The 21,194-nt window shown below is 36.7% G+C and carries 14 protein-coding genes; 1 reads left to right on the top strand and 13 read right to left on the bottom strand.

The window, feature by feature from the left end:
• Positions 1–76: 76 nt before the first annotated feature.
• The 7 genes from ACAM30_RS19570 to ACAM30_RS19600 all read right to left on the bottom strand — a co-directional run bounded on the left by ACAM30_RS19570 (position 77) and on the right by ACAM30_RS19600 (position 14,489).
• Complete coding sequence (locus ACAM30_RS19570) at positions 77–2,374, bottom strand: aminotransferase class III-fold pyridoxal phosphate-dependent enzyme (RefSeq protein WP_369616195.1); 2,298 nt, start codon at positions 2,372–2,374, stop codon at positions 77–79.
• A gap of 259 nt (positions 2,375–2,633) precedes the next feature.
• Positions 2,634–4,769: a beta-galactosidase gene (locus tag ACAM30_RS19575; RefSeq protein ID WP_369616196.1), complete on the bottom strand. Its 2,136-nt coding sequence runs from the start codon at positions 4,767–4,769 to the stop codon at positions 2,634–2,636.
• A gap of 298 nt (positions 4,770–5,067) precedes the next feature.
• Entirely contained in the window at positions 5,068–7,074 is a 2,007-nt protein-coding gene (locus ACAM30_RS19580) for a trehalase family glycosidase (RefSeq protein WP_369616197.1), read from the bottom strand.
• 172 nt (positions 7,075–7,246) lie between these two features.
• The gene (locus tag ACAM30_RS19585; protein WP_369616198.1) at positions 7,247–8,746 is read right to left on the bottom strand and encodes a RagB/SusD family nutrient uptake outer membrane protein; all 1,500 of its coding nucleotides are present in this window, start codon (positions 8,744–8,746) and stop codon (positions 7,247–7,249) included.
• Positions 8,747–8,770: 24 nt separating this feature from the next.
• Positions 8,771–11,902, bottom strand: coding sequence for a SusC/RagA family TonB-linked outer membrane protein (locus tag ACAM30_RS19590; RefSeq protein WP_369616199.1), 3,132 nt, complete (start codon positions 11,900–11,902; stop codon positions 8,771–8,773).
• A gap of 155 nt (positions 11,903–12,057) precedes the next feature.
• Entirely contained in the window at positions 12,058–13,611 is a 1,554-nt protein-coding gene (locus ACAM30_RS19595; protein ID WP_369616200.1) for an aldehyde dehydrogenase family protein, read from the bottom strand.
• Positions 13,612–13,694: 83 nt separating this feature from the next.
• Complete coding sequence (locus ACAM30_RS19600) at positions 13,695–14,489, bottom strand: DUF1338 domain-containing protein (protein WP_369616201.1); 795 nt, start codon at positions 14,487–14,489, stop codon at positions 13,695–13,697.
• Between the two features lie 210 nt (positions 14,490–14,699).
• Between ACAM30_RS19600 and ACAM30_RS19605 the strand changes: the two genes are divergently transcribed.
• A complete protein-coding gene (locus ACAM30_RS19605; protein WP_369616202.1) occupies positions 14,700–15,170 on the top strand; it encodes an Lrp/AsnC family transcriptional regulator in 471 nt (156 codons plus the stop codon).
• Between the two features lie 595 nt (positions 15,171–15,765).
• Here ACAM30_RS19605 and ACAM30_RS19610 read toward each other — a convergent pair.
• The 6 genes from ACAM30_RS19610 to ACAM30_RS19635 all read right to left on the bottom strand — a co-directional run bounded on the left by ACAM30_RS19610 (position 15,766) and on the right by ACAM30_RS19635 (position 21,182).
• Positions 15,766–16,317, bottom strand: coding sequence for a hypothetical protein (locus ACAM30_RS19610; RefSeq protein ID WP_369616203.1), 552 nt, complete (start codon positions 16,315–16,317; stop codon positions 15,766–15,768).
• A 166-nt stretch (positions 16,318–16,483) separates the two neighbouring features.
• On the bottom strand, positions 16,484–17,368 hold the full coding sequence (locus ACAM30_RS19615) for a helix-turn-helix domain-containing protein (protein ID WP_369616204.1): 885 nt from the start codon (positions 17,366–17,368) through the stop codon (positions 16,484–16,486).
• A 310-nt stretch (positions 17,369–17,678) separates the two neighbouring features.
• Positions 17,679–18,125: a hypothetical protein gene (locus ACAM30_RS19620; RefSeq protein ID WP_369616205.1), complete on the bottom strand. Its 447-nt coding sequence runs from the start codon at positions 18,123–18,125 to the stop codon at positions 17,679–17,681.
• A gap of 3 nt (positions 18,126–18,128) precedes the next feature.
• A complete protein-coding gene (locus tag ACAM30_RS19625; protein ID WP_369616206.1) occupies positions 18,129–18,272 on the bottom strand; it encodes a hypothetical protein in 144 nt (47 codons plus the stop codon).
• A 229-nt stretch (positions 18,273–18,501) separates the two neighbouring features.
• Positions 18,502–19,548, bottom strand: a complete 1,047-nt coding sequence (locus tag ACAM30_RS19630; protein WP_369616207.1) for an L-dopachrome tautomerase-related protein — start codon at positions 19,546–19,548, stop codon at positions 18,502–18,504.
• Between the two features lie 257 nt (positions 19,549–19,805).
• Entirely contained in the window at positions 19,806–21,182 is a 1,377-nt protein-coding gene (locus tag ACAM30_RS19635; protein ID WP_369616208.1) for a nucleoside permease, read from the bottom strand.
• Between the last annotated feature and the right edge of the window lie 12 nt (positions 21,183–21,194).

Here is a 21,194-nt window from a genome sequence, read left to right on the forward strand (position 1 = left end):
GTATTTCCATCTTTGTAAAATATTGGCGCGAAGATTTCTCGTTTCACCAGATAACAATATTGTATGTTATAGGCACCTACAATTCGCTTAAAGCGATATCTAACAATCGTACCATTTCATCAGCATTCTGTTTGTTGAATGTCATAGGAGGTTTTATTTTCAACACATTGTGCAAAGGACCGTCTGTACTTAATAAATAGCCTTGAGCCTTCATTTTTTCGACTACAAAATCGATTTCAGGAACAGCTGGCTCCATGGTGGTTCTGTCTTTTACCATTTCGGCGCCAATAAACAAACCATGTCCGCGAACATCACTAATAATTGGATATTTTGCCATTAACCTTCTAAGACCATCCATTAAGTGATTTCCGGTTTCCAGAGCATGCTGTTGCATTTCTTCGTCCTGAATGACATCCAATACGGCCAATCCTGTAGTCATCGATACGGGATTACCGCCAAAGGTGTTAAAATACTCCAGGCCATTGTTGAAGGCATCGGCAATTTCTTCGGTTACAATCACAGCTGCTAATGGATGTCCGTTACCGATTGGCTTTCCTAATACCACTATATCGGGAACTACATTTTGCAGTTCAAAGCCCCAAAAGTGGTCTCCGATTCGTCCAAATCCAACCTGAACTTCATCAGCAATACAAACTCCTCCGGCTGCTCTGACATAATCATACGCTGTTTTCAAATAATTCTCCGGTAACGGAATCTGACCTCCTACTCCCAATAAGGTTTCACAAATGAATACCGCAGGAGCTTTGTTCTCTTCTTTCAATTCCTCAATAATTCTTTGTACATCAGCCGCGTACTTTTCTCCTGCATTAATATCACCATATTTATGAGGTCCACGGTATAAGTCAGGATTAATTGCCTTGTGTATCCAGGGCATCTGACCAAATCCGCCTTTACTGTCAAATTTATACGGACTCATTTCCATCGCCACGGTAGAAGTTCCGTGGTAGGCATGATCCAATACAATAATATCTTTTTGCTTAGTGAAATGACGGCTCATACGTATCGCCAGATCATTGGCTTCACTCCCCGAATTCACAAAATAACAAACACTGAGTTTTGAAGGTAAGGTTGCAGTTAGTTTTTCTGCATAGGCTGTAATTGCATCATTTAAATAACGGGTATTAGTATTTAAAGTGGCAATCTGCTTCTGCATTTTTCGAACCACGACCGGATGGCAATGCCCCACATGCGAAGGGTTATTGACACAATCTACAAAAGTTCTTCCTTTATCATCATACAGATACTGCAAAGCACCTTTTACAATTTTAAGTTTGTCCTGATAACCAATACTTAAATTACGTCCTATTTTCTTTTTTCGAACTTCCAACAGATTACTATAATCATCAGTAGTAATTACGCCTTCAAAACCACAGGCTTTTCTAAAAGCATCCTGCGCTTTGATTGGATTAATCTGAATCAGTTTAAACAATAAATCCCATGCTGGTTTTTCGGTAATAAAATGGTGTTCGTTGTTACTGTCTAATGAAGCATTATAAGCCGATTGTGTGACACTTATACAAAGTCTTCCGGCAATCAGATAATACAATACATCCAATTCCGGCTCGGTTAAAGCATACGATTTGTGGTATCCTTCAACGATTAATGCCGCAACAGCCAGCGGATTTTCTTCATCCAGCATCGCATACGTACAGGCAATTGCTAAGTTGTTGATTAAAGCAGTATACACCATATCACCAAAATCGATTAAACCGCTAACACGATTGTCCTGTACCAATATGTTATAGTCATTGGCATCGTTATGCACATAAGCATGACGCAGACGGTGCAGCTGAGGCAAAACTTCGGTATCAAACTGCAGAAGAAAGTATCCTGCAATACGTCTTTTTTCGTGATTTAGTATATATTTTAAATTATCCGCTGCTTCACTCGCACGACTGATGTCCCAGGTATAATTGCGGTGCATGGCAGGATGTGAGAAATCCTGCAAAGCATGATCCATCTTCCCTAGAAAATTCCCCAGATCATATTGTAATTCTTTTGTTTTAGCTTTTTCATCTACCCAAAAAACACCTTCCAAAAAGTTCAGTATTCTGATATAGTAGGTTTGAGAATTACCAACAATTTTAGTCAGTTCTTCTCCATGTTTATTGATACTGAAATGCTGAAAACAATTTGAAACAGGACTCTTTTTTAAGTGCTGAATGATATTAATCTGCGCCTCTAAAAAAGGAAAAGGGTGACTTTCGTTTGATACTTTTAGAATGTACTTTTCATTTTTCTCATTTGATAAAAGAAAGTTCAGTTCGTCATATCCATTTAATGCTTTTACGGTAACATTTAATCCGTAATGTTCTTTTACTAAATCCTGAATAGCTGCTTCTGAAAAAATCATTGATACTATATTAAAATTGTTTTTTACTTTTTTTTGCCGCGAATTTGCGAATTATTAGACTTATGCCATCTAAAAAATACGTGCTATTCGTGACCATTTTTTTTGCCACGAACTCACGAATTAATATATGCATACTGTTTATAAAATTCGTGCTAATCTGTGCAATTCGTGGCAAACTTTTTTTTACTGCAAATTTACAAGCTGCTATACACACGCCACTTAAAAATTCGTGCGCATTCGTGAAATTCGTGTCTAAATTTTATTTCCAAATAATAGCCTGAGCCGGTTGTAAAGGATTTTGTCCTACCAAAATTTTACTTCCCTGTGGGATTGATAAATTTATAGGCTCATTAGTGTAATTTACTCCTGTAAAGAACCCGTCTCTCCATTCTACAAATACACCTTTTGGTAAATCTTCGATAGCGATTTTGGCACGTTCGTAAACCGATCTTACCACTTGTCTTTCCAGATCACCGTCTTTACTTTCTGCTCCAATATATGTAACCGTTCCTTTTCCAAGTTTTCTGGTAATTGCTGCCGCTTTTCCTTTGTAAAACTGATCGGCATAGGTTGCCAAAACTTCTGTTCCCGGTTTCGGACTTAAAACATCTGCCCAGGTATTCCATTTGTACGTATTGCTTCCCGCACTAATGGTTCCGTTTACATCCGCTACCAACATATCAAAAAAGTCCACATCAGCACCAATCAACGGAACGATTGGCCCACTCCATTTCGTCTCAAAGAAATGTCCATTTTTGTCTTTCTGACCGGTACGGCAGGACAAAATCAGGTTACCACCGTTCTCTACATATTTAGTCCATTTGTCAACCAGTTTCTGATCAATCAGCTGATAGGCCGGAGCCACAATAAAAGGATATGCCGAAAAATCATCCTCTTCTGTAATAAAATCCATTGGTGCGCCAGTCGATTTTACTGCTGAAGTATAGGTATTTCGGTGTCTCCATGTACTCCAAAACTCCGTTTGTTTTTGGTTTTCCAAATCCCACAGATTCTCATGACTCCATAAAAATCCTGTTTTTCTTTTGGCCAATTCTGCCGGAAGTACTGCTTTTGGATTGTATTCTTTTCGAAGCAGTTTCATATCTTCGATCGATTGTACAAACTCTTTTCCTCCTGTAGTCAATGTTACACCATCGGTACCTACAATTCCGTCGTGGTACATTTCACTGCTTCCCAGTGGATGTCTGTATCGGTAGGTGCAGGTGAAAGAACATCCTCCACCAAAAGCTTGTGAAATCCACATATGAACAGTTCCCGGAAGCAATTGCGGATTAATACTCGCCCAGTTTACTTGTCCCGGCTGCATTTCCATAACTCCTGTTATCCCATTGATAGATCTGTAATAATCATTGGCTTCCGATATTTTATTCGGATGTCCCATTCTAAAATTCTGACCTCCTAATTGATTCCTGCCACTAACGGGATACATCGTATAGGTAGCAAAATCTATCTTATCAGTTCTTCTTGGGTCTGCGCCATAAACTACATTCGTATAATTGGTCGTAATCCATTGTTTTGGATCAACATATTTTCGAAGTGTTTCAGCCTGTAGATTCAAATATTCAGCTTGTGAATCTGCAGTGAATCTTTTGAAATCTAATACTGCGTGCGGGCTCAATTTGTCTTCAAAATAAATTTCTGCATTTGGAATCGCAATCTGTTCGAAGTTGTTATAGCGAATACTCCAAAAACTTCCCAGCCACTCGGCATTCAATTTTTCGATTGTACCGTATTTGGCTTTTAACCATTTTTGAAATCCTTTTTGTGCAGACGGACTAAAATCATCCGGTGCTCCCGGTTCGTTATCCACTTGCCAGCCCATAATGTTTTTATTCTTCCCGTATCTTTTTCCAAGTTCAGTCACAATCTTTTCAACAAATGCTCTGTACTTCTCATTAGAAACCGATTGATTGGCTCTGTTTCCATGCTCTCTGCGGCGTCCGCTTGCATCTACCAAATAAATTTCAGGATACTTTTCCCCCATCCATGCCGGAGGGGTTGGCGTTGGTGTACAAAGAATGACTTTTAAACCTTCTTTTTCAGCTATTGCCAAAGCGTCATCCAGCCATTTAAAATCATACTTCCCTTCTTCCGGTTCCATATAAGTCCAGGCAAATTCGGCAAAATGCGTAAACTCGAATCCCAGTTTTTTGATGTTTTTTAAATCGCGTTCCCATTGCTCTCTTGGCCATTGCTCCGGATAATAATAAACACCGATCTGCATTAAATCAGGTTTTGAAAAAAAACGCTGTGGATCTTTCTTTTCTGTAGCTGTTGTTTTTTTACTTTGAGAAAAAACGGTTGTTGTAGTACAGCCCGCAATAAGCAGAGCCGTTGCAACTATTTTGGTAAATGATCTGTTGTGCTTGAACATAATCTGTACTATTGGTGTTAATCAAATTTAGATAGTTAATTCCTATTGTGGGCTTAAATATAGTTTCCCCTTGTGAGCAATGTGATTAAGTTAATAAAATAGTTATAACAATTGCTGATTTTTGATTACCGATTTTTGATTTCAGATGTATAAAATTTAGATATATAGAAAATATACTATTTACCAATACCAAATCAGAAATCTGCAATCGTTAATCTTCATTCTAAAATCTTTTAATCAAATCAAATTACCTTTAGTTAATTGATTTCAAACTAGCAATCTTACGTAACTCCTTTGTCTATTTATCTTCTAAAAGCAGCATTAAATAATGAGAGGCCGACCAGCTAAAGTTATAGGCTTCCAATCCTCTTCCTGTAATAGGTTGATAATTTTCTCTGATAGAAGTCCCTTTGTCCAAAACTCCTTCGGCATTGGAAATTAATTTATGAGCCAGTTCGTTAGCTTCTTTCACATAGCCGTACTTTTCCAGTCCGTTTATACCAAAATAACTTTGGTCAACCCAGACCGGCCCTCTCCAATACCCATTATTCGGTTTGAATTTTGGATGATTGGCTGCCAGTGTTGGTAAAGGAACAAAAGTGTTCAGACTGGCCGTATCAAGCATGTTTTGCTTGGCTAATTGAGCTTGTTCAGCGGTAGCTACTTCAGCCCAAACGGGTAAATATCCTTCACAGCCCATTGCTTTTATCAACGTTTTACCATCGATAGTCGTATCGTAAAACCAACCTGTAGCAACGTCCCAAAACTGATTTTGAATTTTAACTTTCAACACAGCGCTTTCTTCTTTATATTTTTTGGCTTCTTCTGTTAATTTTAAAACAGCAGCCATCTTTCCTAAATAATTCTTCTCGGCATATAGAAAGGAATTTAAATCTACACTTTCCTGATCTAACGAAAAGGCTTTTTCGCCATTTTTCAGAATTTTACTATCGTCAAAACGAACGGCATTGTCCATTCCGCTTTCCCATTTGGCTGCAATCACAGTTCCATCAGTTGAGCCAAATTCACACAAACCATCCTGATCGTGATCGCGTTCTTTATACCACCAATTGTGGTATAATTTTAACTTCGGATAAAACTCTTTTATGAAATTAACGTCTTTTGATTTTTCATAAATCTTCCAGATGGCCCATGCTGCAAGAGGTGCTTTAGTATTTCGGTAATTGTTTTCTTCTAGAAGATTGTTTCTGTAAATACAATCCGGAATAAATCCGTTTGGCTCCTGATAATCAAATAAAGCACGCATCTGATCTTTTGCCAGTTCTGAATCGTAATTGGCAACTGCAACGGCATGTTTCCAACTATCCCAAGCCCAGAAACCATGAAACCATTCGTAATTGTAGCTTGGGAAAAGTCCACCGTGTTTCAAGCCTTCGGCAGCAATTCGGGTATTGTTTTGTAAGGTCAGTAGCAGTTTAGCAATCAAATTAGAGTAAACGACCTCTTTGTAAATATTTTTCTTTCTGGCAATTAATTGCGTCAGTTGAGTTTCTTTTTCTTTTTGTGTGTTGTTCAGAATAGTATTGAATGCCGATTTAGCAATGCTCTCATTTTCTGTTTTCCAGGAATACTGAGAAAAAATAAAGGTTTGTGAAACCACTATTTCTTTAGTTTCATTTGGTTTTAGAATCAGTTTCTCTGTCTGAGCTTTGTAGCCCTGATTCGTAATTTCAATTTCAGGCGTACTATTCAAAAACTGAATGTAACCTGTTGCTGTGCTTTTTGATGAAACAATTTTTAACTTTTTACCTTCTTTTGAAAGCTGTAAATCATTTAAAAAAAGTGTTGAATGATAGGACGGAAAAAGTGTTACCGTTTTGCCTGATGTGTTCGTAATACTTGTTCTTTGTAAAGCCGAATGACCGGATAGATAAACCAACTGTTGTTTTACTGTTAGCTTTTCGTTCTTAAATTCCTGTTCCAGATGACTGTTGTAACTATTTTGCTTCACCAGTGTACTTTTCCACTGAATGGCTTCTTTTTTGTTTTCATCCGTAAGCTGTAAAGAAACAAACGAAGGACTTAACCAGACACCGTTTTGTTCTGTCATTAGAAAAGGTCCGGAAAATCCAGCCTCCACTGCTGATGGTTCAAAAAATCCAAACCCAAACCAAGCCCCTTTATCTGAAAACGCCAGTGATTTTCGATCAGTGGCATTTATCGGGTTACCTTTATAGTTGATGCTGTTTTGGGCCGCTTCTAAATTGGGATATTTCTTTTGAGACCAGCCTGATTGAACTATAAAAAAGGACGCAAGAATAAAAAGTATTTCCCTTTTTCTCATGTTATTTTGTTTTTTTTGATTTGTTACTGTTGATAAAAAAGTCAGCGCAAACAATTGCTTTCTTACTTATCAGATAAAAAGAATAGCCCGAAAATTAGGCTATTCTTTTTAAAGTTATACCAATTATATTTTTTAATCCAATGTTTTCTGGTACTAAAATCAATTAATCGAATTAATTGGTTTGTAATTCCGTTAATGGAATTGGGTAAAAATTGTTTTTTGCTGCATCAAAACCGCTGCGTCCTACTGCATCAAGTGCCGCTTTCGTTTTTCCCCAACGACGTAAATCATAAAAACGGTAGTTTTCTAACGGAAATTCTATGATTCTTTCGTGTTCAATCTGAGCCTTTACATCGGCTGCTGTTGTTCCGGTCATAGCTGGCATATCTGCTCTTTCACGAACTTTATTGATATACGGAATCGCTTCTCCGGTACGGCCTAACTCGTTCAGTGCCTCAGCCTGCATCAACAATACATTCGCATATCGCATCAAAGGGATGTTGATTGCCGTAAACTCCTGATTCATTTTGTCCTGAGTACTAGGAATGTATCTGCGGTACACTGGTTTGTCTTTACCTTCAAATTTTTCATCGTAAGTAGTTCCTAATACCAAAGGATTGTTAGCATCATTAAAATAAGGATCTTTAAAGAAAATCGTACTATAAAAACGCGTGTCATAATTTCCTGTGGTCGCAATTTTTCCTTCTTTTTTGAATTCATTTATCAACATAGGGCTTGGCAAAATTTCATCCCATCCGCCAAGTTCTCCCGCTGCCATCCAGTAATGAAGAGCGTTACGGTAGAAAGCACCATTAGCAGTGGTTTCAGAGAATTGCAATTCAAAAATAGACTCTTTGGTATTTTTTGTGGTACCGTCAAACATCGATACATAATCCTTCACTAACTCATAGCCCTGAACTTTATTCAATGCCGTAAGCGCTTCGTTTAAAAAAGCTTGCTTTTGAGCTGTTTCTTCATAAGCTCTGGTTAAATATGCAAATCCAAGGTAGCTGTTAGCTGCTCCGCTTGTTGCACGTCCTGTTTTATCAGAAGTTTGTTTTGCAGGAAGTATGTCTGCCACCGCTTTAAACTCTTTTGTGATAAAATCCCAGGCCTCCGGTCTTGTTGATAACGGAACATTTAAATCACTTTCTTTGGTTACATATTTATCTCTAATGTAAATTTTATCCCAGTTCAAAAGCAACTTCATGTGAAAATAGGCACGTAAAAAACGGGCTTCCGCCTCAATTTGTTTACGGTCAGCATCTGTTATGGCAGAAGCCGGAACCTTTGGTAATTTATCAATCACCTGATTGGCATTACTGATTCCTCTGTAATTAATTTTCCAATAACTGGTGAACTGACTATTTCCGTTCGTATAAGTAAAAGTTGAAAGTTCAACCCAGTTTTGGTAGTTCAAAGCATCGCTTCCCAATTCGTTTATGTCTTCACGATAGGCTTCTACCGGCCATTTTACTTCGGCAAAAGACCATTCATTAGTAGCACATTCAAGCTGTCCGTAAGTGGCAGCCAAAGCAGATTCGGCATCGGCTTTATTTCTCCAGAAATTCTCTGAGGTCAATTGGTCCGGAGATTGCTGCTCCAGATAATCACTACAGCTTGTTATAGTCAGCAAACCTATAGTGGAAAATAATAAAAATATCTTTTTCATGATGATGTCTTTTATAAAATAGAATTAAAATATATACTGAATACCCGATACAAACGATCTTGTAAATGGATACACAAAACGATCAATACCGGTATTAAGTACAGAACTACGTGAAAACTCAGGATCAATACCTGAATAATTGGTGATCGTAAATAAATTCTCTGCACTGATATAAATTCTAAGCTTGTCTATTTTTGCTTTGCCTAACATTTTGCTTGGTATCGTATATCCAAACTGCAATTGACGCATTCTTATAAAATTTCCACTTTCCAGAAAACGATCAGACTCACGGCTGTTTCCATTAGGATCCTGCAATACAGCTCTTGGGATATCACTACGGTTATCCGGTGTCCACGAATTTAATGTTGAAGCTAACATGTTAGTTCCTGAACTCATAGACTCGTAAAAATAACGGTTTCCGTTGTACAATTTATTCCCCCAGCCGCTTCCAATCAATGCTGAGAAATCAAATCCTTTGTAGCTGGCTCCTAAAGTAAGGTTAACCTCAACTTTTGGCAATCCTGTTCCTGAATAAGCTTTATCGTTATCGTCAATAACTCCGTCTCCGTTTATATCTTTAAAACGAATATCACCCGGCTTTGCATTTGGCTGTAATAAAACACCATTTTTATTATGAGCATTTACCTCTTCAACCGATTGAAAAATGCCATCTGTTTTGTACAAATAGAATCCACTAATTGGACTTCCTACACGTGCCTGAGTTGGAAAATGTTCGTCACCAAACTTTAATCCTTCACCATAAATGGTCTGACCTTCATTTGCTAATGATATTACTTTGTTTTTAAGAGTCGTAAAATTCAAACCTGCATTGTATTTAAATTCATTAACCTGATCACGGTAATTTACTTCAAATTCAAAACCGCTGTTGCTAATTTTACCTACGTTAAGAATCGGATCATCAACTCCGGCAGATGGAGCCAGTTTTTTCGTAATCAGCAAATTATCCGTCACATTGTGATAGTAGTTCATCGAACCGCTGATTTTCCCTTTTAAAAGAGTATAATCAATACCAATATTTTTAGAATCTGTAGTTTCCCACTGTAAGTTTCTGTTTTCTAATGCTACTGCGATACTTCCCGGCCAAGGATTACTTCCAACTCCCTGTACATAACCTGAACCTAGCTTGTTACCTGTATTAATTAAGGTATTAGCAGAATAGTATCCTAAAGCGGCTTCGTTACCCAATTGCCCCCAGCTGGCACGTAGTTTTAAAGTAGAGATAAAAATATCTTTCGGGAAAAAATCTTCCTGCTCGATTTTCCATCCTAATGCAATCGATGGGAAAGTTCCCCAACGGCTGTCAGCTCCAAACTTAGAAGAACCGTCTCTTCTAACCGTCATTTGCAATAAATAACGATCATTATACGAATAATTTAACCTTCCAAAGAATGAAACACGATTGTATTGAAACTTTGAACCGTCTGCAGTATAAGTCCCCCCTCTTCCGGCTCCGATTGTTTCAAAACCAGGGTCAAGAAATCCTGATGGACGGTCAATCGAAACCAATTGTCCATTTTCTACAGTATAATCAGTTGTTTTTCCTTCAACAGTTATGTCATTCCAGTTAGAAGCCTGACTGTTAAAAGTATTACCCAGCATTAAACCAAAAACATGTTTTCCAAAAGTTTTGTCAATTGTAATAATGTTATCTAATATTTGCTCGTTCCAGGTTGTTCTCAATTCTCGTTGTGACGGATAAAGGTGAACCTCTTTTGGATTAGCAATAAATGGGGGAAAATGAGCGGTTTGCTGGTTATTTTTCACACGATAAGAATAGGCCAATTTATATTTGAACCAAGGTGCAATATTAGCCGTTGCAGCAATATTAGCTGTAATATCCTGCCCTACATTATTACTTTTTCTAAAATGCTCTTCGGCAACCGGGTTCGTTCCGGCCGGCAAACCATTTTTATTAGTCAATCCATAACCGTATTGCTCATTATCGTCATAAACCGGAACTAACGGAGACATTGTATAAACTTCTTTCAACTGAAAGTTAGGCAATGCATTTTGCGTTCCGATATAAGCCATTTTTCCATCAATATCAAAAATCGATTTTTTGAAACTTACCCTTGCACTTCCTGTTTGAGAACCAAATTGATTGTCGATAATAATTCCTTTTTGCTTTACAAAGTTTCCGTATAAAGCAAACTTAAAATCTCCTTGTCTTCCCTGAACTCCCAAACCGTAGTTTTGTGTAAATCCGGAACGGAAAACTTCATCCTGCCAGTCGGTATTAACATCAGACGGAGCTGTTATATAAGCCGGAAGTGCTTTTGGTGAAGCCGCATACTTATTGTACTCATCGTACATTCTTTTATGAACCGTACGATATCCGTCAGCATCTAATAAATCTAATGTTTTCGATGGATTGGTGATACTTAAAAAAGAGCTGAAATCTATTTTTACACCTTCTTTTTGTCCATTTTTAGTGGTTACGATAATAACCCCATTTGCAGCAACAGATCCGTAAATAGCAGCCGCAGCACCGTCTTTCAATACCTCCATCGATTCGATATTGGTTGGATTTATCGTATTAATATCTCCCTGGAATCCGTCAATAATATAAAGTGGTTCTGTAGCTCCAAAGGTATTTACCCCACGGATTTTTACGCTCACAGAAGCTCCTGCCACACCACCGCTTTTTTGCACGTTTACCCCTGCTACTAGGCCCTGAAGTGCTTCAGAAGGACTTGTCGTCGCTCTGGTTTCTAAACTTTCTTTTTTAACAGTAGAAATAGCTCCCGTAACGTTGCTTTTCTTCTGAGAACCATAACCAATAACGACTACTTCATTCAGTTTATTGGTTTCTTCCTGCATGGTAATATTAAGTTCACCACGGTTGTTTACAGCCTCACTTTTCTCTATAAATCCCATATAAGAGAAAACGATAACCGGATTCACAAGACTTGATGAATACACCAAAGTATAATTTCCGTCAATATCTGTTGCAGCATTGTATTTAGAATCTTTAATCGAAATACTCACACCCGGCAGCGTATTGTTTTTATCATCAGTAACTTTTCCGGAAATGGTCTTTTGTGCTTGATTTGCTTGCGCAAAATTGATGTTTGGCAACCACAAGCATAACAATAAAGGAAGAAAATAGAACTTCCTACTGAGTAGTTTTTTCATTTTGGTAATGGTTTTGGTTAATTAAAATTTCGCTTTTTTAGTTTTTTTTATTTGTAGGCAAGCACTTTATAAAACATTCAATTACAGAACTGCCTTATAAAGTGCGGTATTCTCTTTGATTTGGCCTTTAGAAAAACGGTTGGTATTCGTTTATTTTATAAGTCAAATTTTATTCCTTGTGCCAATGGCAGACTAGTGGTATAATTGATCGTATTGGTTTGTCTGCGCATGTACACTTTCCAGGCATCGGAGCCGGATTCTCTCCCACCGCCTGTTTCTTTTTCTCCGCCAAAAGCACCGCCAATTTCAGCACCGGAAGTACCGATGTTAACATTCGCAATACCACAGTCAGAGCCTGTAACCGATAAAAATAATTCGGCTTCTCTCAAATTATTAGTCATGATTGCTGAGGATAAGCCTTGTGCTACACCGTTTTGAATGGCGATTGCATTTTCGACAGTACCAGAGTATTTTAATAAATATAAAACCGGAGCAAAAGTTTCGTGCTGTACAATTTCAAATGAATTATCAGCCTCTGCAATAGCAGGTTTTACATAACAGCCGCTTTCGTATCCCGAACCTGAAAGTACACCGCCTTCAACCAAAATTTTTCCGCCTTCGGCTACCACTTTTCGTAGTGCCTGCTGGTACATTTCAACAGCCTGAGTATCGATCAATGGACCAACATGGTTCTTTTCGTCCAACGGATTTCCGATGCGCAGTTGCTTGTAAGCAGCTACTATTGCATCTTTTACTTTGTCGAATATACTTTCGTGAATGATTAAACGGCGTGTCGACGTACATCTTTGTCCCGCTGTTCCAACGGCACCAAAAACAGCGCCAATAACCGTCATTTTAATATCAGCATCCGGAGTTACAATGATCGCATTGTTTCCTCCCAACTCCAATAATGATTTTCCTAAACGTCCTGCAACTACCTGCGCTACAATTTTTCCCATGCGAGTTGAACCAGTAGCCGAAATCAAAGGAACACGTGTATCTTTTGTTAATAACTCTCCAATGGTATAGTCACCATTGATCAAACCTGAAATACCTTCCGGTAAATTATTCTCTTTAATGACTTCACTTATAATATTTTGACAAGCTATAGCACAAACAGGAGTTTTCTCTGAAGGTTTCCAAACGCAAACATCACCACAAATCCAGGCCAGAGCTGTATTCCAGGCCCAAACCGCCACCGGAAAATTAAAAGCCGAAATAATTCCGACCACCCCCAAAGAATGGTACTGTTCATACATACGATGCCCCGGACGTTCTGAATGCATGGTTAATCCGTGAAGCTGACGGGAAAGTCCAACTGCAAAATCGCAGATATCAATCATTTCCTGTACTTCACCATAACCTTCCTGTAAAGATTTCCCCATTTCGTAAGAAACTAATTTTCCTAACGCCTCTTTATGTACGCGAAGCTTTTCCCCAAACTGACGCACAATTTCTCCACGCTGTGGTGCCGGCATTAGTCTGAATTGCTTGAAAGCTGTTGTTGCAGCCTCCATTACTTTTTCGTAATCTCCAGCAGTTGATGTTTTAACTTTTGCAATCAATTGTCCGTCTACCGGAGAATAACTCTCCAGAATTTCCCCTCCTGAAAAATGATTCACTCCGGTTGAAGTTCCTTCATTAACTTCTTTTATTCCCAACTGGCTTAAAGCTTCCTTTATTCCGAATTGTAATTCTGTTACTGCCATTATGACTTTTTTAAAATAGGTTGTCCAGTTTTATAATATAAAAAACTGATTATGATAATGATAACTATACTTAATTCCTGTAATTATTTAAGTTCTTGTAACTTTACATCTGTACTCTCAAAGATCTTATCAGCAGATGAGGCAACAAATCCCTGATACAATTCTCCATTCGCCATTGGGTAACGAAGCGCAAACTCATAATAACAAGACGGAATTTCTAAAGCCCCCTCTTCAAAATCGACTACATACAAATCTGCAAGTGTGCTCGATTGCTCTAATAATTGCTCTGGAGTCCCTTTAATTTTTCCACCTGAAGCATTCAGTTTCCATCCGCTGTTTTCTAAAAAAGTATTCAGCTCTTCCAACGTGTCAAACCCTTTTAAGGCATTGGTATTAATCGTAAAATGATTGGCTCTGAATCCATAAACATACATCCACGCCGCATACTCCGATTCCTCCAATAAAGACTTATAAATGGCCTGAGAATTCCCTTTCCACACAGATCCGCTTAAAACCAATTCAGGATCGTTAAACAAGTTCTGATCGCAACTGTTCAGAATATTTTGTACTGAGTCCTGTAACTCAGAGGAACATTTTTCTAATTCCAGTTCCGAAATAAAGATTCTCGGTGCATCTTTATCAGTAGCGTGCTCATAATGTCTCGCAAAAAGTTTTTTGCTCTCAAAATTGTATTCTCCTTTTGCTTCATAACCAACATTCAGGAAAGGCTTTTCCAAAACCTCAATATTTACACGCTTATCATTAAAAGTACGAATCGCTATATGGTCATTTTTTATTTCTTCTCCTCTTTCTTCCAGTAATTCATGAATTCTTCTTGCAGATGGGGTAATATTGGCATATTGCTCCCATAATTTCATAAGTAATTGATTTTTATCCATTTCCGTTTTGTTAAAATAGTGTGATTATCACACAAATTTATATATAAAAGTGTAATTATAACACCTTACTTTTACGTTTATTTAAAATCCGACATTTCATAGCCTTTTTTTTGTAATTTTGACACTTATAAAATCATTTTTAACTTTAGAATTGTCAAAATAATAGAAATCTCTAAACTACGCCCAGCCATGCCAAGTATCAGGAAGAATGAAAATACTGACTATTTAGACCGCGAAATCATACATAAACTAAGTGAGAATGGAAGAATCTCTTTTTCAGATCTTGCCAAGGAACTAAACATATCCAATTCATTGGTGCATTTAAGAGTTAGAAAATTGCAGGAATCGGGAATTATTACCGGGTTTTCAGTAAAATTAAACCCTAAAGAGATTGGTTTTGAAACCACTACCTATACAGGAATTGTGACTAAAGAAGCACGATTCTCCTATTCTATTGCTGAAAAACTAAAAGAAATTCCGGAAGTGGTAGAATGCCATTGGGTTTCGGGAAAGTATGCCTTATTTATTAAAATCGTGGCAGTTAATAATGAAGAGCTTCGCAAAATTTTATACGAGCAAATTCATCAAATTGAAGGTGTGGGAAGTACTGATTCGTTTTTCTCTTTTGGATCAGCATTTGAGAAGAATCTTCCGGTTTGATTTTTTTCTAATCACAAGAAACACATTGGTCTTTGCAAAGACTGTAACATTAATTGTTTTCGCGCAGATTAGAATTTCTCGTTAAGCCTAGAGCCGCAAAGATTTCATTTGCTTCAGGGTCCTTGGCTGAAAAGAGATTTTTTTGACAACAGTTCCGAAGCAACGATCCATTTTGTACCAACGGATTTTAATTCGTTGAAAAAAAACAATACAGGAAGTTCCGTAGGTACGATCCATATAAAAACTACAACAATATCTAACCTTTTACCACAGATTAAAAGGATGATACTTTTACGTGAATCTGTCGATAAATATTAGAAATAATTTATAAAGCAAAACCAATATTCTATAGAAAAGCACCCAAATTCGGGTGCTTTTTTAATCCTTTATATCTAACTTAACCTAAGCATCTTCAACCTCTATTCCTCTACTCTTTAAATACTCTCGTTCCTTAATAAGGAGTATCATAAAAAAAGTCATCTTTTTGAGATTTTAAAATTTCTACATCTTTAAATGATTTTATATTCCTTCTTCAAGCAATGTTTATTTACTTGAATCAATCGATTACTTTTCACACTCTATTTATCTAGAATAACTACCTTTTTCTATAACATTTAATCAAATAAATATCTAGGTACTTTTGTTTTCTGGGATTCCATTTCGTCCCGTCTGAAAAAACTACTTCATAGGCTTGAGCCTTAATAATGCGTTTTGCATCACTCGAAAACTCCTCAAAAACGACCGTAGATGATCCCTTTTTTTTAAAAAACTCTGTATAAAGTCCGCAGCTTTCACCACGGAGATAAAATGAAGACCTTAGATTTGAAGGCTCTCCCAAAGCATTTTCTGTATACCACTGAAATTTAATCGCCTGAATATCTTTGTTTGTAACGTTTTTAAAAGTCATACGAATATCTTTAAAACTCGAGTATTCATTATTTCTTAAAGTTGAGGATAGTATTTTAACCGGAGCGTCACTAAAAACACTCCTATTCAGATACTTACATTTAATGGTATCTTCACAATATTCAGATTTTTTACTCTTATGATTTGTAACAGATTGATAATCAACAGAATTACAATCTGCTTTACCTTTCTTTTGGCAGCAAACTAAACTAAAAATCACAACAACAATAATTTTCTTCATGATCGGCTTAGAACTTTAATCAGTTAAGATTTAAATCTCAACTAACAATTTTAATGAGAGCACTCTAGTTCTTTTAAGAATATTTTCAATAAGTGTGTACCCTCTGGCATATAATACTGCTGCTTTTCAAAACGTAAGTAACAAAAACGCAACTTCAGTTAAAAAATCAACTGTTTTTAATAATCAAATCCTCAGACGGATTCCTTCCAAAAACTTTAAAATATTTCTTTGAAAAATAATCTACTCTGGTGAAATTAAGATCGTAGGCCAACCGAACAATAGAATTATAAGATCCACTACACAATAATTGATGCGCCAGAATAATCTTTTCTCTCTTAAAGAAATCATTTGGTGTTACACCTTCAATTTCTTTAAAGAGTCTTTTGTATTTACTACTTGACATATTGGCACTTTTTGACAACTCTGCAATTCCGGGGAATTTATTCTTTAAATTATGGAGTAAATACTTTTTAGAAATCTCCATGCCGCTCAGATCTGTTTTTTTTATCCTCAACGAAGGCAAAACGGTATCTGAATATCGTTGGATAAAATTTCCCAGTAATTTTAAGGCCACTCCTTTCAAATAAAAACTGGAAAATTGATCCAAAACTCTCTTCTGTTTTACTGAATCGATTAATATTCTACTGTTACTATCAATGAGATCATAAAAACACAATTCATTTCTGTCAAATTTATTATGGCCCTTAAGAGTATTAGCATACAAAGGCTGCAATAATTTTTGATCTACGATTAAACGCATTGTAAATATCCTTTTTCCAGCCGGGTGTTCATATGTATTTTCTACACTATTTTTCCAGACAAAAAGTCCTAGATTTGCTAAAGAGCCAATTTTATAACTTGTATCACGAATCTGGATCCAGTTTACCTCTTCGCTAAGATCAAAATTTATGATATACAAATCATCATGATTTGCATGCTGTTTAATTCTTAAAGGTGCCGTTAGTTGATAAAACTTGCTTTCTGAGTACAAATATAGAGTAGTCTCACGGGATTCGAATGCCGGTTTCAATAAGTGCACCAACCTATGCAATAATTGATGTCTTTTGTTGTAAATGTGGAATATACTCTAAACTCAACAGCATACAAACCTGATTATCAGTGATTTTATTCTTAAAATATATAAAAACATGGATTTAACCTTCTCAATAAAGGTGCTTCACTTATATAAAACACACAGAGACTGCTATGTCTTAAGTAATTTCTTTGTCAATTCCTCCCAACGCTTACTTGCTATGGAAAATATCACATAATAACATAAAAAAGAAGGGATTTCTCCCCTCTTAAAAATGGTTAATTGTTAGTAATTAAATTGGTTAGTTAGTTTATCTTTAAATCTTCTTTTAAAATTTATAATTAAGCCCTTCCGTAGCAATTCCTTTATATCCAAAACCTAACTCTACAAAAGCTCCAAATGTTTTGCCTACTCTCAAACCAACCGGATTAACCTGGAAGGCAAATCCTAAGGCATTATCTTTATAACCACCGTTGCCTTCCTCTTTTGTAGACAAAGAGATCGCCCCAATACCACCGGAGCCATAAAAATCAATGAAAGATGTTTTAATGTAACTATATTGCCCTATTATCATTCCCATATAATAATTGCTTTTTCTGGTAACTGTATTGGGGTTTGTATCACTTTTTTCAAATTTATCTTCGGTTCTAAGGTAACTCAAATCACCCCCTGCCTTAAATCTTTCTCCAATGTTGTAACGGTAACCTGCTTCAAACATACCGAATGTGGTTGATTTTGCATCTTTGTACCTGACTCCGGTTATACCGGAAACCACAGTTTAACTTAATGCATTTGCAAATACTTCTCCCATAAGAAGAAATGTTGCATCACTATACCCTACTCTAATTTCACTTTTCCCTTTATCCTGAGCATTTGCTGTAAGGACGCAAAATAATATTGCTATGCTGACTACTTTTTTCATTATCTATGTATTTGTAATATTTAAAATTAACTTTTACTGTACAATCATAAACGCAATCTGTAATAAACCATCGCATTACTTGCGCAAACATAAGTCTATTCTTACTGTTTAGCCATATGTTTTAAAAACACGTTATCACTTAGGTAATAACTGGTCGTACAATGATAATATTAGGGAAATTAAGCGAATTCGAATATTACTATTATCATTCTATATAAGAAAGATTGATTTATGGTTTGAAACGATAAATATAATAAGGAGGATTACCCTGATCTTTTGCTCCGGTAAACGCAGGTGAAGTATTGAGCTGATTGACTGAAATGTACATCCAGCCATCAGGTCCTTTATAGACATTATCCGGCCATTGCAATTTTTGAGCATCCTGTACAACTGTAGTCAGTTTACCTGAAATATCCACTTTTGTTATGGCGTGTTCTTGCAGATTTGTAAAATAATGATTTCCTGTTTCATCTGTTAAAGCACCATCGCTAAAAGGTTTACTGCCTACTTTTTTTATGGCATTGCTAATTTCGGCATCACTTTTACCTTCTCTGAATAGTTTAGCCGGCACACTGTACCATGAAGTTCCATTCATTGCTCCAAAAAATATCGTTTCCCTGTCATTTGAAAGTGTAATCGGGTCAATGGCTACACGAGCCGGTTTTCCTCCAAAATAAGTTACTTTACCATCAATAATCATGTCTTTATCTTCTGCCTGTAAAGATACATGTCCGCTAAATCGACGTGTTTTTTTTGTTTTCAGATTCAGAACAATAATCCCCGGATTGGCAATATCGGCTAAGTAAGCGAAACCATTTTTTTCATCAATGGCGACATCCTGCGTGAATGTACCTTTAGGCGCAACAGTTTGAGGCAATTCAATTTTTTCAACTACCTTATTCTTACTGATATCAAAGGCCCAAAGTCTTGATTTACCTAATTCGAGTCCCATATCGGTAACCCATAACTGATTGTTTTTATCAAAGATTAATCCTAACATCGCATCGAATTTTGCATCGGATGCTTCTGCATCGTATTTCTGGAAAGAGGCAGAGGGATAAGGAATAGCTTTTCCGTTTACAATCTCTGTCAACTGCATCTTCTGGCTTCCTAATGGATGTATGGTCGCAAAAACTCTGCCCTCAGCCGATACTGCTACGTCACCCGGACGAATATCCATTGCGGCAACTACTTTCAGGTTATTTCCTTGCTGCTGTGCAGTCATAGTAGTAGCGAGCAAAATCATAGTAGAAATTGCTAATTTTAATTTTGTCATGTTTTTTGAATTTTAAATTTATTTACTCATTATAGTGACTTAGTCGTTTCACTACACAAACAAAGATATTTCGCAAAAAAGTAGGATAAATTGTATTTTACAGTTTTTTTCTTGTACAATTTTGTCATTATTCGACACGGTAGATTTAGATTAGCAATCCGTTATACTATTGCCTCCGTGTGATGTTAGATTTTACTTCAAAAAAAATCCCGTTTTCTATTGATGAAAACGGGATTCCAAATACTGTTTATTTATTTCTAATGACTCAAATTCTCTATTTCTTTCGGGTCATGTTTGTGTTTAAATAAAATCGCAAATGCAATTGCAATCACTAAGGCATAAGCTGCAAATGACAGCCAGATGGTGTGCCAGTCTTTCATTAAAATAGGATTGGCAAAAATTCCTTCAGCCGAAACGGAATTACCTTGACCTTTTACAAAATCAAGCATTTTTGAATTTGAGCTGTCTGTTTGTAAAAATGAAGCCAATTCAGTTGCATTGGTGAATGATTTAGTAAAAAAGCGATCAATAGCCCAACCTGAGGTTAAACTTCCTAAAACGGCTCCTATACCATTGGTCATCATCATAAACAATCCTTGTGCAGAGGAACGTATTTTCGAATCGGTATTGCTTTCTACGAACAGCGAACCTGAGATATTGAAAAAATCAAATGCCATTCCATAAACGATACATGATAATATGATCATCCATAAACCTCCTACAGGATCTCCAAAACCAAATAATCCGAAACGCAGTACCCAGGCCAGCATACTAATCAGCATTACCTGTTTGATTCCAAAACGTCTTAAGAAAAATGGAATTGCAAGGATAAACAAGGTCTCAGAAACCTGAGAAATTGACATGATGATAGTCGAATACTGGATTACAAAAGAATCTGCATATTTAGGAAAATGTTTGAATTCGTCTAAAAATACATCCCCATAGGCATTAGTTAATTGTAAAGCACCTCCTAAAAACATAGAAAACACAAAAAACAAGGCCATTTTATAATTTCCAAACAATTTAAAGGCTTCCAATCCAAGAGTTTCAACCAGAGAAGCGTCTTCTTTAGTAAGGCGCTGCGGCTTACATTTTGGCAATGTGAAGGCATAAATTCCAAGAATCAACGCACCAACTCCGGCAATGTAAAACTGATATTCTGTTGCTTTGCTTCCACTTAAATTAGTGATCCACATTGCGGCAATAAAACCAATAGTTCCCCAAACACGGATAGGCGGAAAATCTTTTACAATATTTTTATTATTTAATTTAAGCGAGGTATACGAAATAGAATTACTCAAAGCAATGGTTGGCATGTAGCAGCACATTGCAATAAACATTACGTATATAAAATTATCCGGTGTGGTAACGTGTGCAATACCAAATAAAACTGCTGCATAAAGAATGTGCAGGGCACCATACAATTTTTCTGCATTAATCCACCTGTCTGCAATAATTCCGGTTAAAGTGGGCATGAATAAAGAAGCAATTCCCATGGTTCCGAAGACCAAACCAAACTGGGTTCCTTCCCAGTTTTTAGTTCCAAACCAATAATTTCCAATTGTTATAAGCCAGGCTCCCCAAACAAAAAATTGAAGAAAGCTCATTATAATCAACCTGTTTTTAATTCCCATATGATGAAATTG

The sequence above is a fragment of the Flavobacterium sp. CFS9 genome (assembly GCF_041154745.1).
In the GTDB taxonomy this organism is placed as follows: Bacteria; Bacteroidota; Bacteroidia; order Flavobacteriales; family Flavobacteriaceae; genus Flavobacterium.